General features: G+C 43.8%; 14 protein-coding genes and 4 tRNA genes. 17 read left to right on the top strand and 1 reads right to left on the bottom strand.

Features of this window, described 5'->3' with window-relative positions:
• Positions 1-1,072 precede the first annotated feature (1,072 nt).
• The gene (locus V6259_RS16640) at positions 1,073-2,716 is read left to right on the top strand and encodes a glucan biosynthesis protein (protein WP_341585489.1); all 1,644 of its coding nucleotides are present in this window, start codon (positions 1,073-1,075) and stop codon (positions 2,714-2,716) included.
• A gap of 58 nt (positions 2,717-2,774) precedes the next feature.
• On the opposite strand, the gene V6259_RS16635 is transcribed toward V6259_RS16640, so the two are convergent.
• The gene (locus V6259_RS16635; RefSeq protein ID WP_133012967.1) at positions 2,775-3,224 is read right to left on the bottom strand and encodes a GNAT family N-acetyltransferase; all 450 of its coding nucleotides are present in this window, start codon (positions 3,222-3,224) and stop codon (positions 2,775-2,777) included.
• Between the two features lie 105 nt (positions 3,225-3,329).
• Between V6259_RS16635 and V6259_RS16630 the strand changes: the two genes are divergently transcribed.
• From V6259_RS16630 to rpoB, 16 genes are all read left to right on the top strand, one after another.
• A complete protein-coding gene (locus V6259_RS16630) occupies positions 3,330-4,511 on the top strand; it encodes an alpha/beta hydrolase (RefSeq protein WP_341585488.1) in 1,182 nt (393 codons plus the stop codon).
• 19 nt (positions 4,512-4,530) lie between these two features.
• A complete protein-coding gene (locus tag V6259_RS16625; protein WP_341585487.1) occupies positions 4,531-5,421 on the top strand; it encodes a phytanoyl-CoA dioxygenase family protein in 891 nt (296 codons plus the stop codon).
• 21 nt (positions 5,422-5,442) lie between these two features.
• Positions 5,443-6,396 carry a biotin--[acetyl-CoA-carboxylase] ligase gene (locus V6259_RS16620; RefSeq protein ID WP_341585486.1) on the top strand — a complete coding sequence of 318 codons (954 nt, stop codon included), beginning with the start codon at positions 5,443-5,445 and terminating at the stop codon, positions 6,394-6,396.
• Positions 6,380-7,114 (top strand): type III pantothenate kinase, encoded by a 735-nt coding sequence (locus tag V6259_RS16615; RefSeq protein ID WP_133012971.1) that lies wholly within the window; start codon positions 6,380-6,382, stop codon positions 7,112-7,114. The genes V6259_RS16620 and V6259_RS16615 overlap by 17 nt, the downstream gene beginning before the upstream one ends.
• Positions 7,111-7,812, top strand: coding sequence for an SPOR domain-containing protein (locus V6259_RS16610; RefSeq protein ID WP_341585485.1), 702 nt, complete (start codon positions 7,111-7,113; stop codon positions 7,810-7,812). The genes V6259_RS16615 and V6259_RS16610 overlap by 4 nt, the downstream gene beginning before the upstream one ends.
• A 75-nt stretch (positions 7,813-7,887) precedes the next feature.
• A tRNA-Tyr gene (locus V6259_RS16605) sits at positions 7,888-7,971 on the top strand.
• A gap of 3 nt (positions 7,972-7,974) precedes the next feature.
• Positions 7,975-8,049, top strand: a tRNA-Gly gene (locus V6259_RS16600).
• Positions 8,050-8,051: 2 nt separating this feature from the next.
• Positions 8,052-8,127: transfer RNA gene (locus tag V6259_RS16595), tRNA-Thr, on the top strand.
• Between the two features lie 116 nt (positions 8,128-8,243).
• Positions 8,244-8,319: transfer RNA gene (locus V6259_RS16590), tRNA-Trp, on the top strand.
• 41 nt (positions 8,320-8,360) lie between these two features.
• Positions 8,361-8,729, top strand: a complete 369-nt coding sequence (secE, locus tag V6259_RS16585; RefSeq protein ID WP_133012973.1) for a preprotein translocase subunit SecE — start codon at positions 8,361-8,363, stop codon at positions 8,727-8,729.
• A gap of 9 nt (positions 8,730-8,738) precedes the next feature.
• Entirely contained in the window at positions 8,739-9,272 is a 534-nt protein-coding gene (nusG, locus tag V6259_RS16580) for a transcription termination/antitermination protein NusG (RefSeq protein WP_133012974.1), read from the top strand.
• Positions 9,273-9,321: 49 nt separating this feature from the next.
• Positions 9,322-9,756, top strand: a complete 435-nt coding sequence (gene rplK, locus V6259_RS16575; RefSeq protein WP_133004511.1) for a 50S ribosomal protein L11 — start codon at positions 9,322-9,324, stop codon at positions 9,754-9,756.
• The gene (gene rplA, locus V6259_RS16570; RefSeq protein WP_341585484.1) at positions 9,756-10,457 is read left to right on the top strand and encodes a 50S ribosomal protein L1; all 702 of its coding nucleotides are present in this window, start codon (positions 9,756-9,758) and stop codon (positions 10,455-10,457) included. Before rplK ends, rplA begins: the two co-directional genes overlap by 1 nt.
• Before the next feature lie 232 nt (positions 10,458-10,689).
• On the top strand, positions 10,690-11,190 hold the full coding sequence (gene rplJ, locus V6259_RS16565; RefSeq protein WP_133012976.1) for a 50S ribosomal protein L10: 501 nt from the start codon (positions 10,690-10,692) through the stop codon (positions 11,188-11,190).
• An 82-nt stretch (positions 11,191-11,272) separates the two neighbouring features.
• On the top strand, positions 11,273-11,641 hold the full coding sequence (gene rplL / locus V6259_RS16560; protein ID WP_133012977.1) for a 50S ribosomal protein L7/L12: 369 nt from the start codon (positions 11,273-11,275) through the stop codon (positions 11,639-11,641).
• Positions 11,642-11,829: 188 nt separating this feature from the next.
• Positions 11,830-15,930 (top strand): DNA-directed RNA polymerase subunit beta, encoded by a 4,101-nt coding sequence (gene rpoB, locus V6259_RS16555; RefSeq protein WP_341585483.1) that lies wholly within the window; start codon positions 11,830-11,832, stop codon positions 15,928-15,930.
• Positions 15,931-15,979 lie beyond the last annotated feature (49 nt).

Raw genomic sequence — 15,979 nt, 5'->3', positions numbered from 1 at the left:
ACTCAGAAGTGAAAAGCGTCATCGCCGATGGTAGTGTGGGGGATCCCATGTGAGAGTAGGTCGTCGTCAAGCTTATAATTAAGAGAAGCCCCATCCTGCTACGCAGGGTGGGGTTTTTTCGTTCCAGCGTTTTAGTCAAAACAGCGTTTCTTGTTCTTCCATTTGCTTGCGCCTGTCTCGCAAGCTCGACGCGTCAGCACAAATGCAAAACAAGAACCTCTAACACTGATAACACAGACTAGGCAGGGTCAGACCCCTTAAACAGTCGTACAAAGTCCAACCAACCACATTGCTCGCTGTTTAAGGGCTCTGACCCTAGTAGTAACCGCGGAGCTACCCAACACCAAGCGCTCTCGTACTTAGCACCAAAAGTCGTTTCTTGTTCTTCCATTTGCTTGCGTCTGTCTCGCAAGCTCGACGCGTCAGCTCAAATGTAAAACAAGAACCTCTAACATCAAATACCTATAACAGATGAACAGGGTCAAACCCCTTAAACAGTCGCACAGACTCCAACCACATTACTAGCCGTTTAAGGGCTCTGACCCTCGTCGTACAAGAGCCGTCCCTCGTCGTAACCGCTAAGCTCTCAACGGCCATTTCTTATTCTTACATTTGCTTGCGCCTGTCTCGTACCTCGACGCGTCAGCGGCTCTCTAAAAGGCAAGGCAAAACAAGAACCTCTCACAATGATTGCGCAGGGTTAGACCCGCACAGCGTTCAGCCAACCACATCTCTTGATATTTAATCAGTTATTAGAGCGGTAGCGAGTGAGGGGCGATTACATACGTAATGGCTCTGAGCCTTTTTATTAAGGACTACGAGCAAAGTTGGTTACTTGATAATAGTTGTGATATTTGATTGTTTTTTTATAATATTCCTAAAGCATCATCATATCTTGATGAATAGTGCTAATTTTCTGAAGCGTAAAGGTTTCTTCTTATAATAGATTGAATATTTACCATACCTGAACACACGAATGATAATGAATTCGTTATTATAGAAGTTAATGTTAAATTAATTGAGTCAGTATATGTTTCCCTATTCTAATTCAGAGTCTATGAAGGACTCTAATGTGCTCAAACCGAACCTTGTATATAAATCATACAAGGTATTAACAGCTGGCCGCTTACAGAAATTGGCAAGTCGCTCGTTATTGGCTGTTGGCGTTCTGTTTAGTTTTACGGCCTGTGCAGCACAGCCTCCGGCCGAACCTAAAGTAGGTGAAGCTTTTAGTTATGCTTGGCTAAAAGGACACGCGCGTCAATTGGCAGCCCAGCCTTATCAAAGTCATAAAGGGGAGCTACCTAAAAGCTTAAAAAGCTTAGATTGGGATGATTATCAACAAATTCATTTCAAGAAAGATAAGGCTTTATGGCGTAAAGATAATTCTGAATTTCGCACTGAGTTATTTCATCTTGGTCTAGGCTTCGATACTCCTATTCATATTAATGAGTTGGAAAATGGAAAATCAATACCTGTGCCTTATTCATCTTCTATGTTCGATTATGGTAAATCTAAAGTGAATGGGAAAAAGCTTCCTAAGGATCTTGGTTTTGCCGGTTTCAGAATGCAGTTTGCGACCGATTGGCAGCGAGATGTTGTTGCTTTCTTGGGCGCTAGTTACTTTCGTGCAGTTGGTAGTGAGATGCAGTATGGTCTTTCTGCTAGGGGCCTGGCTGTGGATACGGCGCTTCCTCAACCTGAAGAGTTTCCTACCTTTACAAATTTTTGGTTAGAAAAGCCAAAGCCTGGATCTGATGTTGTAACTGTTTATGCATTGATGGATTCTCCTAGCGTGTCTGGTGCTTATCGATTTGATATGAAACCAGGTGAACCTTTCAAGATGAAAGTAGATGCAGCTATTTATTCTAGGAAAGCGATTGAGCGTTTGGGTGTCGCACCAATGACAAGTATGTATATGGTTGGCGAGAATGATCGAAGAACTGGGTATGATTGGCGCCCAGAAATTCATGATTCAGATGGATTGGCTATGCATACCGGCAACGGTGAATGGATTTGGCGCCCACTGGCTAACCCTAAGAATCTAAGATTTAATGCTTATAGTGATGATAATCCTAAAGGTTTTGGACTGTTACAGCGAGATCGTAATTTTGATCATTATCAAGATGATGGCGTCTTCTATGAGAAGCGCCCAAGTTTATGGATTGAGCCGATAGGTAATTGGGGTAAAGGTTCTGTGCAGTTAGTTGAGATTCCAACATTGGATGAGACTTTCGATAATATAGTCGCGTTTTGGAATCCTGCGAAGCCGATTGAACCGGGTCAGGAATTGCTGTACAGCTATAATATGTATTGGGGGAGTCACTCTCCAGAGCATTCACAGCAGGCTCGTGTTGTGAATACTTTTACCGGTATTGGTGGTGTTATTGGTAAAAAACGCCACTATTACAGTAAGCGTTTTGTCATTGATTTTGCCGGCGGTTCTTTAGCTATGTTAGGTAAAAATACTAAGTTGAAAGCGGTAATTACCACATCTAAAGGTAAGGTTGAAATTGAGTCAGCTCGACCTTTAAAATCTATTGACGGCTATCGTGTAATGTTCGATCTAGTACCACCGGATGCGACCGCGAACCCAATTAACATGCGAGTCTATTTAGAAGCAAATGGGTTGCCATTATCTGAAACATGGCAATACCAATGGAATCCACCTCTTGGGAAAGATAGGGCGCTTCATAATGCAGGTCATTTGAAGTAACAAAAAATGGCTATGTAGTTCATTGTAAGAGCGTCAGCGTAAAGGCTGACGCTTTTTTTTATCTCGTGGTTTGTCGGGCTGAATGATAAAGCATTGGGGTGAGTTTACGACCTTGTGCTGTATAGGCGTTAAAGCGTTGTGCCAATTCCTGTGGAAGTTGTTCAACAGATATACACCTAAAACCACAGCTCTGATAGAAGCCAGTAAGGTGTGAAAAAGCAAAGCAATAACATGGTTTTTCAGTCAGTGCGTTATGGATAGAGTGCAATAAGTGTTTCCCTAGTCCTTTGCCACGTTGGTTTGGCTCGGTAACCATTGCGGTGAGTAGCTGATATTCTGAGAATTGTTTGAGGCGTACAGCGCTAAGGATTTTTCCGTGCTTTTTCAATACCCAAATTGGATCTGCTTTATTGGGTTTTCCGCTAGGGTAGTGTTCTTGGTAGAACTTTTTCACGAGCAAAAACCAAAGTGATGGCACTCGTTCGGTAGAAAATTGTGAGAGGGGCATGAAAAATGTCGTATTTACTGGAGTAGAAAGAATAATAGCATAGAGAGTTATTCTCGCTACTTTGCTAGGATTGTTATATTCAATCGCTCTTGGTGAGGGTTTATCATGCGGCAACAAATTATTCTTTGGTGTTTGTGTATTGGGATGTCTCCTTTATGGGCCGCTGATGCTAAGGATATCTTTTTATCAAAATCAGGAGAGAGTTTTTCCTCCTATGAGTGGCGGGCTAAGGTATTTCTACAAACACACAAGCAATGGGTCAAGCCTGAAGATTCCAAGAGAGAATTAGCAGATGTAATGCCCTTTGAGCTATTACCTGACCCCGAGCGCTGTGCTAACAGATCTAAAATAGGTATTTTACTTTCTCATGGTTTATCGGATTCGCCTTTTTCAATGAGGGATCCGGCTAGGGCGTTGCAAAAGTTATGTTATCAAGTGCGAGTAATCCTCTTGCCTGGTCATGGAACTAAAGCATCAGATCTTCTTCTTGTTGATGAGAATGATTGGCGAAAGACATTTCAAGACGCAGCAAATGAGTTTCAGAAAAAAGTAGATGTCTTTTACGTTGGAGGTTTTTCTACCGGTGGCGCATTGGCGGCGGAGTACGCTTGGCAGCATTCAGACACTGTGTCTGGTGTTTTATTGTTCTCACCATTATTTAAAATCCATAGCAATATCGATTGGCTGTCTCCTTTCCTCTCTTATTTTAAAGATTGGTTGGATAATTATCCTGCGGACGACTTTGCTAAATACGCCTCTATTCCTGTACCTGCTATTGCTTCGGCCTATCGTTTAGCGAAAGAAGTGAGGGCACAGTTGCTTGATAATCCAAAGAATATTCCTGTTTTTATGGCGTTGTCTGAAGATGATCAAACGGTGGATGCTTCAGTGAGTGAAGGTGTTTTTAACAAAGCGATGATAAGTCCAAAAAGTCAGATGGTGCTATATAGCAAAACAAAGAGTAATGCTCAAACTGATCGAACTAGAATATACAATACCAACTGGCCAAAGCGCCAAATTTTAGGCTTGTCTCATATGTCGATTCATGGTGATCCTAGAAATCCGTATTATGGAGAGAAGGGCGAGTATCGTATTTGTGATTGGTATTTATCTGATCGATCTCTTTACGACGATTGTCGAACGGATCCGAATAACTGGTTCGGTGAAAAATCTGATGCTTTGATGTCAAGAAGTGCTCATGCAGCACGCATTTCATGGAATCCAACGTTTGATGTGTTGATGAAACAGGCTTCCAATTTTATACAAGCAACGGCTTATCTTAATTGAGTGGTGGGAGGAATATACAATGAGAGTGGATGATTCTCTGGGTTTAGACGTATTAACGTTAACTGCCGCTCAGGTGAAGGAATATCATGAAAAAGGTTTTCTTATTATTGAGTCAGCTGTACCCGATGAGACATGTAGTGCGTTAAGGGAAAGGATGCGACAGTTAATGGATGACTTCGATCCCAAATCCGTGCGTTCTGTTTTTACGACCAATGAGCAAGTAAGGCATACCGATCAATACTTTATGGATTCGGCAAATAAAATATCCTTCTTTTTCGAAGAAGAGGCTTTCGACTCTAAAGGAGAATTGAAGCAGTCATTACCGTTGTCAATTAATAAAGTAGGGCATGCTCTACATACAAAGGACGTGGTATTTAGCAATTTCTCATTGTCCTTCGTTTGGAAAAATTTACTAGAACAATTAGGGATGGCTGAGCCGCAAGCCGCTCAATCTATGTATATTTTTAAGCAGCCAAGTATTGGAGGTGAAGTAAATTGCCACCAAGATAGTACCTTTCTCTACACTCAACCTATGAGTGTGATTGGCTTATGGTTTGCGATCGAAGATGCGACCCTTGAAAATGGATGTTTGTGGGGTCTCCCTGGCGGGCATAAACAAGGTTTATTGAAGCGTTTTGAGCGTACATCGGCTGGGGCTATTGAAACAAAAATGGTGTTATTGAATGAGCATCAATGGGCGCTGGATGAGCTTGTTGCACTGCCTGTCCCTAAAGGCTCGCTGGTTGTCTTGAATGGTGAGTTTCCGCATCTTAGTTATGCTAATCGTTCAGGTAAATCTCGCCATGCTTATGCACTCCACGCGGTGGATAAAGGTTGTGATTATCCGCTAGAAAATTGGTTACAGGTTGGTGAAGGCCAAGAGTTTGCTTCGTTTCATACAAGTAAATGAAAATGACTGGAGTATAAGTGAATGCAAAAGATTTTATCTCTTTTGAGTGATAGTAAGTTTCACTCAGGCGAAGAGTTGGGTGAAGCGCTGGGTGTAACGCGTGCGGCTGTCTGGAAAAAACTGAAAAAGTTAGAAAGTATCGGTGTGAATGTAAATTCAGTAAAAGGACGAGGTTACCGACTACCTGCGCCTTTGGAATTATTGACAGAGTCCGCGTTACTAGAATCTGGAATTGATAAAGAGGTGGCGCTAGAGGTTTTGTTTGAAACGGACTCTACGAATAGTAATGCAAAGCAACACATTGCGAATGGTGGAAGCTTGCCTGTTCTGGTGACCGCGGAGCGACAGACTAAAGGCAAGGGGCGTCGTGGTCGGCAGTGGGAATCAGGTGTCGCTAAAAATGTGACCATGTCATTCGCTTGGCGCTTTGAAAGTGGCACTAGTGTCGTTGAGGGTTTAAGTTTGGCTGTCGGTGTTGCAGTGGCAAGGACACTAAAAAAACTTAATATTCCAAATCCAGGTTTGAAGTGGCCAAATGATGTCCAAATAGATGGCCAAAAAGTATGTGGTATCTTGCTGGAAATGGTTGCTGATCAAGATGTTTGTCATGTGATCATAGGTATTGGCTTGAATGTTGAGATGGATCAAGAGGTGATGGCCACCGTTGATCAGCCTTGGACAGACCTTGCCTCAAGATTAGGTGGGGCCCCAAGTCGTAATCAAATTATTGCAGATTTAACAAATGAGCTAGTAGCGGTTTGCAAGCAATTTGAGTTGGGGCATGGGATGAAGCATTACCAGGCATTATGGCAAGCGCACGATGTGTTATTCAATCAGTCGGTAACGGTCAGTTCTATTTCACAGCAGCGCACGGGTATTGCTCGAGGAATTGACGAAAGTGGTGCCTTATTGATAGAGGAAGACGGTCAGTTAGTGGTTTTGCATGGAGGAGAAGTCAGTGTCCGTCGTAGATAGGGTATTGATTGTCGATGTCGGTAATACCAGCATCAAATATACGGCATTTGAGGGCGATTTGGTTCTATGGCAGGTTCGTGATGATGAGATGATATCAAAAAATGATTTTCTGCCAGATGCTATCTATTTTGCGAGCGTACGTTCAGAAGAGGAAAATCAGGCTTCTTTATTGAATCTAAGGCGAGGCTATCCTCTTAGTGAAGTTGTTGAGCTAAAAAGCGAAGCAGAGATTTGTGGGGTTCGCAGCGCGTATCATGAGCCGCATCGGTTAGGCGTAGATCGATGGTTGACGGTCATTGCCAGTTACCATTTGTTCGGTGGGGATGTGGTGATAGTCGATGCTGGAACGGCGATTAAAGTGGATATGGTAAATTCGGTTGGTCAGCATTTAGGGGGGTATATTACGCCTGGTCTGGCTATGATGGAGAAGTCATTGTTGTCGAATACTGCACGAATACGTTATGAAAACGCCGAAAAGTTAGAATGTGTTGGATTGCCTAACTCCACAGCTAGGGCAGTATCAGAAGGTTGTAATGAAATGGCGCTTGGTTTTCTTGAGAGATTGTATAAGGGCTATAAGCACTTCACCTGGGTGGTTACGGGGGGGGACGCTCAATTGCTTTTAAGCGCACTAAGAATTGATGCCAAGCAAGAATTATATTTGGTTGCGAAAGGGGCAAAGTTGGTGGGTGACGAATATCTAAGGGGTCGTTTGTGAAATGGCTTTTCTATCTCGTGGTATTGGCTAATGCTGCTTTTCTGAGCTGGAATAGTTTTGTGCAGGATAAAGCGGTTATACCTAAACAGTCGGTTTATACACCTCCAGTAAGTGAGAGCATAAGATTATTGTCCGAACCTCCTAGTCAAAATGAGGTGGTGGAAAAATCACAGACTGAAAAAATGGAAGCGGCTCTAAATCAAGCGATTACCGGGACGGTTGTTAATAGTAATGTTTCAAGTGGTTTTTGCCCGCAGATCGAGGTGGAGAAGAGCGTAGAAGATGCGCAAATAACCAAAGTCCTAAAGGAGCTAGGGTGGAAGTACTCTGATAAAAATACAGTGGGTAAAAGACCAAAGTTTTGGTTATATATCGACGCCCCTGAAACTAAAAAACGAGCGAGTGAGATTGTTAAAGATTTGACGGCTAAATCTATAGATAGTTTTATTATCACTCGTGAAGAAATGAAGAATCGTATTTCTTTAGGGTTATATTCATCAAAAGATAGAGCTCAACAAGCACGAGAAAGAATAGAGAAAGCGTCAGGTTACTCAGTGAATGTATATGCTCATATGCGAACAGTGCCTTTATATCAAATTGATATAAAGCAATCGATTAACGAAGATGACTGGGATGCATTCTTGGCTCAGTTCGATTTAACCAAGATGATGATAAAGTTAGAAAAAAAACCTTGTTAGTGCTTGCAATTCAAAATGTGATTCATATAATGTCTCCCACCTTTTGGGGTGTTACGTAAGTAGCGATGAGTACGTGGAGGGGTTCCCGAGTGGCCAAAGGGAGCAGATTGTAAATCTGCCACGAAAGTTTCGGTGGTTCGAATCCACCTCCCTCCACCAATTGCGGGTATGGTATAGTGGCTATTACCTCAGCCTTCCAAGCTGAAGAGGCGGGTTCGATTCCCGCTACCCGCTCCAATGCTCATGTAGCTCAGTTGGTAGAGCACACCCTTGGTAAGGGTGAGGTCGGCAGTTCAAATCTGCTCATGAGCTCCAGCATTTTCCAATGCAAAGATAGGTGGTTGATCCGCCTTTTTTATTGTCTGTTTTTTGGGCGAATACCCTTGCTTATTTTGGCAATTACGGGTACCATCCTCCGCCCATGCGATTGTAGGCCAATAGTTCAATTGGTAGAGCACCGGTTTCCAAAACCGGCTGTTGGGGGTTCGAGTCCCTCTTGGCCTGCCATTTTTCGTATCCTATTTCTTAGTTAGGGATTACCTGAAAGTATGAGATCGAGTACTGAAGCTCAATCGTCTCGCGGAGACGTATTTAAGTGGGCGATTGTTGTTCTACTAATTGCGGTTGGCGTTATTGGTAATAACTATTTTTCTGCTGAGTCACTATTGTATCGTTTGATCGCTATCCTTGTTTTGGCTGGTGTTTCTGGTTTTGTTGCATTGCAAACTGCGAAAGGAAAATCCTTCTTTACTTTAGCTAAAGAAGCGAAAACCGAAATTCGTAGAGTTGTATGGCCGACAAGACAGGAAACAATACAGACCACTTTGATAGTGTTAGCGGTTGTTGTTTTTATGTCTCTCGTACTGTGGGGGGTAGATTCGCTCCTTGGTTGGATCGTTTCTTCGGTAATAAGTTAGGAGTTGCTCGTGACGAAACGATGGTATGTAGTACAAGCGTACTCAGGGTACGAAAAGCACGTGATGCGCTCGTTAAATGAACGTGTGCAGTTCATGGGGCAAGAAGATAATTTTGGTGACATCTTGGTTCCAACGGAAGAAATCGTTGAAATTCGAGATGGTAAAAAGCGCAAGAGTGAAAGAAAATTCTATCCTGGCTATGTATTAGTTCAAATGGATATGAATGATGACTCTTGGCACTTGGTTAAAGGCACGTCGCGTGTATTAGGTTTTATTGGCGGTACAGCGGACAAGCCTTCTCCAATCACAGAGCGCGAAGCAAATGCTATTTTGCAGCGCGTAAATGATGGCGTTGACAAGCCTCGTCCTAAAACTTTGTTTGAAGTTGGGGAAGTGGTTCGTGTTAGCGAAGGTCCATTTGCTGACTTTAACGGTGTCGTTGAAGAAGTGGATTACGATAAAAGCCGAATCAAGGTGGCAGTGCTTATTTTTGGGCGCTCTACACCGGTTGATTTGGAGTTTAGTCAGGTTGAAAAGGCCTGATTTTGTTGAACGGGTAGCCTTCGGGCAGTGACCCATCTGGAGTTATACAATGGCTAAGAAAGTCCAAGCTTATATCAAGCTTCAAGTTAAAGCGGGTCAAGCGAACCCAAGTCCACCAGTTGGTCCAGCACTTGGTCAACATGGTGTGAATATCATGGAATTCTGTAAAGCGTTTAATGCCAAAACACAAGGTGTTGAGCCAGGTCTTCCTACGCCAGTTATCATTACTGTATACAGTGATCGTAGCTTCACATTCGAAACGAAATCTACTCCAGCTTCTGTTCTTCTTAAGAAAGCAGCAGGCCTTAAGAGTGGTTCTCCACGTCCAAACACTCAAAAAGTAGGTACGGTTACTCGTGCTCAACTTGAAGAGATCGTTGTTGCTAAGCAGGCTGATTTGACTGCAGCAGATATGGATGCAGCGGTTCGTACAATCGCTGGTAGCGCTCGCGCTATGGGTCTAGACGTTGAGGGTGTGATCTAATGGCTAAGCTAACTAAACGCGCTCGTTTGATCGCAGAAAAAGTAGAAGCAACAAAACTGTACTCTGTTGAAGAGGCGGTTTCTTTATTGTCTGAGCTTTCTACTGTTAAGTTCAAAGAATCTATTGATGTTTCTGTAAACCTAGGCGTTGATCCACGTAAATCTGATCAGGTTGTTCGTGGTTCTACAGTAATGCCTAATGGTACAGGTAAAGATGTTCGTGTTGCTGTGTTTACACAGGGCGCTAATGCTGAAGCAGCAAAAGCAGCTGGCGCGGACGTTGTAGGTTTTGAAGATTTAGCTGAACAAGTTAAAGCTGGCAACCTAGATTTTGATGTTGTAATTGCTTCTCCAGATGCAATGCGCATCGTAGGTCAACTAGGTCAGATCTTAGGCCCACGTGGTCTAATGCCTAACCCTAAAGTTGGCACGGTAACACCAGACGTTGCAACTGCAGTTAAAAATGCAAAATCAGGTCAGGCTCGTTACCGTACAGATAAAAATGGTATCATTCACGCAAGCGTCGGTTCTATCGACTTCTCTGCTGGATCGATCCGAGGCAACTTAGAAGCGCTTTTAACTGATTTACGTCGTGCTAAGCCTGCGTCTTCTAAAGGTGTCTTTATGAAAAAAGTAGTCTTGTCCTCTACAATGGGACCTGGCATACGAATTGATTTAGGTGCTCTTACTTCTACGAAGTAAGCATTTAGATCATGCGCTTTGGGGTCTGCCTTCATTTGTTTGTTGTGCAGGCCGTCAAAGACCGCAGGAACCTAACGGTTTAATAACAACGTTGAAAAATGTTTGTCCTGCGCAGATGGTGTGGCCCGATTCAGATTTACTGGATCTAACTCACCAGCAAGTACTTCGAGCAATCGGAGAGTTGGTAAAAAAATAGGGGAGTTTATCTCCCTGCTAATCCAGGAGAAAACCAATGGCATTAGGTCTAGAAGACAAAAAAGCCATTGTCGCCGAAGTTAGCGAAGCTGCTAAAACTGCATTGTCTGCAGTAGTTGCTGATTCTCGCGGTGTTACCGTGGGCAATATGACAGCACTACGTAAAGAAGCGCGTGAAGCAGGTGTTTATGTACGAGTAGTACGTAACACTTTGGCTCGCCGTGCAGTTGAAGGCACTGACTTCGAATGTCTAGCTGAAAGCTTTGTTGGTCCTACGTTGATCGCTTTCTCTAACGAGCACCCAGGTGCGGCCGCTCGTTTGTTGAAAACGTTCGCTAAAGCGAATGACAAGTTTGAAGTAAAGGCGTTGGCGTTCAACGGTGAGTTGATCCCAGCAGGCGACATTGATCGATTGGCAACACTGCCTACATACGACGAAGCTATTGCGAAACTGATGAGTGTTATGCAGGGCGCAACAAGCAAGTTTGTACGTACTCTCGCAGCGGTTCGCGATCAAAAAGAGCAAGAAGCAGCGTAATACGGTTTTCCGTATCCCTTCTTGATAAAAAATTTATATTATCGCCTACGGGTGATTTTAAAGAATGCTAGGAATCTGAGTCATGGCTCTAACTAAAGAAGATATCATCAATGCAGTAGCAGAAATGTCTGTAATGGACGTTGTTGAACTAATTTCTGCAATGGAAGAAAAATTCGGTGTAACTGCAGCTGTTGCTGCTGCTGGTCCTGCTGCTGAAGCTGGTCCTGCTGCTGAAGCTCAAACTGAATTTGACGTTGTTCTTACTGCTGCTGGCGATAAGAAAGTTAACGTAATCAAAGCAGTTCGTGCAGCAACTGGTCTTGGCTTGAAAGAAGCTAAAGGCATCGTTGATAGCGCACCTGCAGCTGTTAAAGAAGGCATTTCTAAAGAAGATGCTGACGCACTTAAAGCGGCTCTTGAAGAAGCTGGTGCATCTGTCGAAATCAAGTAATGATACTTGTATTTCCAGATTTCGACCTATAGTCGAAATGGCTGGTGACATTATGTCACCGGCCTTTTTGGGTTTCTAAAAACTCAAATAAAACATAAAAGAATTTTCAAGTGGGAGATAATGCTCCCATATATGGTAAGGCCTGATTTGGGCCTTTTGCGTCAATGTGCACAAGCTGGGGAATGCTGATGGCTTACTCATATACTGAGAAAAAACGTATCCGTAAGGATTTCGGTAAACTGCCGCCCGTTTTGGATGTGCCATACTTGCTGGCAATACAGCTTGAGTCCTACCGTAATTTTCTGCAAGAAGGCAAAAGCCTTGCAGAGCGTGGGGAATTAGGTCTGCATGGGGCCTTTAAATCTGTCTTTCCAATGGTTAGCTTTTCTGGCAGCGCGGCGCTTGAATACGTCGATTACCGTTTAGGCAAACCAGTATTTGATGTTAAAGAGTGCCAGTTGCGTGGTGTTACTTACGCTGCGCCTCTACGTGTTCGAGTTCGACTCATTATTTATGATAAAGAGTCCTCTAACAAGGCTATCAAAGACATTCGTGAGCAAGAAGTCTACATGGGTGAAATTCCACTCATGACAGATAATGGTACATTTGTAATTAACGGTACGGAACGAGTTATCGTTTCTCAATTACACCGTTCTCCTGGTGTGTTTTTTGACCACGATCGTGGTAAAACTCACTCATCAGGCAAATTGCTTCATTCTGCTCGCGTAATCCCTTATCGCGGTTCTTGGTTGGACTTCGAGTTTGATCCAAAAGATTGCGTGTTCGTTCGAATTGACCGTCGTCGTAAGTTGCCAGTTACTATCATACTGCGCGCTTTGGGTTTTGGAACAGAACAAATACTTGATACTTTCTTCGAAACAACGCGTTTCTTCTTAACCCGTGATGGTTTTGAAATGGAATTAGTTGCTAATCGTCTTCGTGGTGAAACGGCTTTATTTGATATTGCTGATGCCAATGGAGAGATTATCGTAGAAGAAAGTCGTCGAATTACGGCTAAGCACATTCGTGTTATGGAGAAGGCGGGTCTTGAGCGCTTGTCTGTACCGCTAGAGTATATGCTTGGCAAAGTGACGGCGAAAAATCTAGTTCATCCGGCTACCGGTGAACTAATTGCGGAAGCGAATACTGAGCTTTCTGTTGAGTTGCTAGAAGCATTGGTTTCAGCAGGCATCGCAGAAATTGATACTTTATACACAAATGATTTGGACAATGGTCCATTCATTTCTGACACGCTTCGCATCGATCCAACAAACAACCAGCTAGAAGCATTGGTAGAAATCTACCGCATGATGCGTCCTGGTGAGCCACCAACCAAAGAATCTGCTGAAGGGTTATTCCAAGGCTTATTCTTCAATGAAGATCGTTATGATCTTTCTGGTGTTGGTCGAATGAAATTCAACCGCCGTCTAGGTCGTGATGAAGATACTGGCCCTGGGATTTTGGATAACGACGATATCGTCGCTGTTCTTAAAACTTTGCTAGATATCCGTAACGGCAATGGCATGGTTGATGACATCGATCACTTGGGTAACCGTCGCGTTCGTTCTGTTGGTGAAATGGCTGAAAACCAATTCCGTGTTGGTTTGGTTCGTGTTGAACGTGCTGTTAAAGAGCGTCTGTCTATGGCAGAAGCGGATGGCCTAATGCCACAAGATCTTTTGAATGCTAAGCCTGTGGCTGCGGCAATCAAAGAGTTCTTTGGTTCTAGTCAGCTGTCTCAGTTTATGGATCAGAACAATCCGCTTTCGGAAGTGACTCACAAGCGTCGTGTTTCTGCATTAGGGCCTGGTGGTCTTACTCGTGAACGCGCGGGCTTTGAGGTACGTGACGTACACGCCACTCACTACGGTCGTGTTTGTCCGATCGAAACGCCGGAAGGACCAAACATCGGTTTGATTAACTCGTTGTCTACTTACGCGCGTACCAACAGCTACGGCTTCTTGGAAACGCCTTACCGTAAGATTGTAGATGGCAAGCAGACTGATGAAACAGTTTACGTTTCTGCGATTGATGAAGCGAAATATGTTATTGCCCAAGCATCTGCAAACGTAGATGAAGATGGGCGTTTGGTTGACGAGTTGGTTCAGGTGCGTCATATGCACGAAACCACTTTGATTCCAAAAGAAAAAGTAGATTTGATGGACGTTTCTCCACGTCAGGTCGTGTCTGTAGCGGCATCTTTGATTCCGTTCCTAGAGCACGATGATGCTAACCGAGCTTTGATGGGTTCGAACATGCAACGTCAAGCTGTACCAACACTTAAGGCCGATAAGCCTGTTGTTGGTACTGGTATGGAGAAAAATGTCGCGAAAGACTCAGGTGTTTGTATCGTCGCTTCTCGCGGTGGTGTGATTGAGTCTGTTGATGCTAGCCGAATTGTTGTTCGTGTTAATTCCGAAGAAACGATTGCCGGTGAAGCGGGTGTCGACATTTACAGCTTAACCAAATATGTACGTTCTAACCAAAATACCTGTATTAACCAGCGTACTTTGGTTATGAAAGGCGAGAAAGTAGCATCTGGCGATATTATGGCAGATGGTCCTTCTGTTGATATGGGTGAATTGGCTCTTGGTCAAAACATGCGTATTGCTTTCATGCCTTGGAATGGTTTTAACTTCGAGGATTCCATCCTTGTATCTGAGCGCGTTGTTGAAGAAGATCGCTTTACATCGATCCATATTCAAGAGCTAACGTGTGTTGCTCGTGATACTAAGCTTGGGCCTGAAGAAATCACATCTGATATCCCGAACGTGGGTGAAGGTGCGCTTTCTAAGTTAGACCAGTCCGGTATCGTATACATCGGTGCTGAAGTAGAGCCTGGCGATATTCTAGTTGGTAAAGTGACGCCTAAGGGTGAAACACAGCTAACGCCTGAAGAGAAGCTTTTGCGAGCTATCTTTGGTGAGAAAGCGTCCGACGTGAAAGACACGTCTCAGCGTGTTAAGACGGGAACATACGGTACTGTTATCGATGTTCAGGTCTTTACTCGTGATGGTATTGAAAAAGATGAGCGCGCTAAATCGATTGAAAAATCGCAACTTGATCAGGTTCGTAAAGACTTGAATGAAGAGTTTCGCATCGTTGAAAAAGCGACGTTCGAACGTCTAGCGGAAACCTTAGTGGGTCAGCAAGCAGAAGGTGGTCCTGGACTAGCTCGCAATGCGGTCATTACTGAAGAGTTCTTAGCTAATCTTGATCATCCAGAATGGTTTAAGATTCGCGTCGCGAATGAAGAAGCCAGTGAGCAGCTTGAAAAAGCGCAAGCGGCATTGGTTGAGCGTCGTAAAGAGCTAGATGCTAAATTTGAAGATAAGAAACGCAAATTGCAAACAGGCGATGATTTAGCGCCTGGCGTTCTTAAAATCGTTAAGGTTTATGTTGCTATCAAGCGTCGTATCCAGCCTGGTGATAAAATGGCCGGTCGTCATGGTAACAAGGGTGTAATCTCTAAGATTATGCCAGTTGAAGACATGCCATACGATGAGAATGGTGATCCAGTTGATATCGTGTTGAACCCGCTTGGTGTTCCATCGCGTATGAACGTTGGTCAGGTCTTGGAGACTCACTTAGGTGCTGCTTCTAAAGGCTTGGGTCGTAAGATCAACGAAATGCTAGCAGTAGAGCGTGAGAAAGCAGAAGCAGTTGCAGAACTACGTAGTTTCCTTGGTGAAATCTACAATGGTTATGAAGGCGATTTGCGTTGCGCTCGTACGGAAGATCTTGACGGCTTTACAGACGAAGAAATCTTAACATTGGCACAAAACCTGAAAGGTGGTGTTCCAATGGCGTCTGGTGCCTTTGATGGTGCAAAAGAGTCTGAAATCAAACGTATGTTGCGTCTAGCTGGCATCAATGAAAGTGGACAAATTAAGTTGTTTAACGGTCGTACAGGTGATTCTTTCGAGCGCCCTGTGACGGTTGGTTATATGTACATGCTTAAGTTGAACCATTTGGTTGATGACAAAATGCACGCACGTTCTACTGGTTCTTACAGCTTGGTAACTCAGCAGCCATTGGGCGGTAAAGCTCAGTTTGGTGGTCAGCGTTTCGGGGAGATGGAAGTATGGGCACTAGAAGCATACGGTGCTGCTTACACGCTTCAAGAAATGCTAACAGTTAAGTCTGATGACGTGAATGGCCGTACGAAGATGTATAAAAACATCGTCGATGGTGATCACAGAATGGAACCTGGTATGCCTGAGTCCTTCAACGTATTGGTGAAAGAGATTCGTTCTCTTGGTATCGATATCGAGTTGGTAGCTGATTAAGTACGAATCACATTTGACCTGCTGGGGAGCAAGACTCCCCGGCCTTATG

It is taken from the genome of Marinomonas sp. TI.3.20 (genome assembly GCF_038155025.1).
In the GTDB taxonomy this organism is placed as follows: Bacteria; Pseudomonadota; Gammaproteobacteria; order Pseudomonadales; family Marinomonadaceae; genus Marinomonas; species Marinomonas flavescens.
The sequence above is the reverse complement of the archived record's forward strand: the minus strand, read 5'-3'. Positions and strand labels throughout refer to the sequence as shown.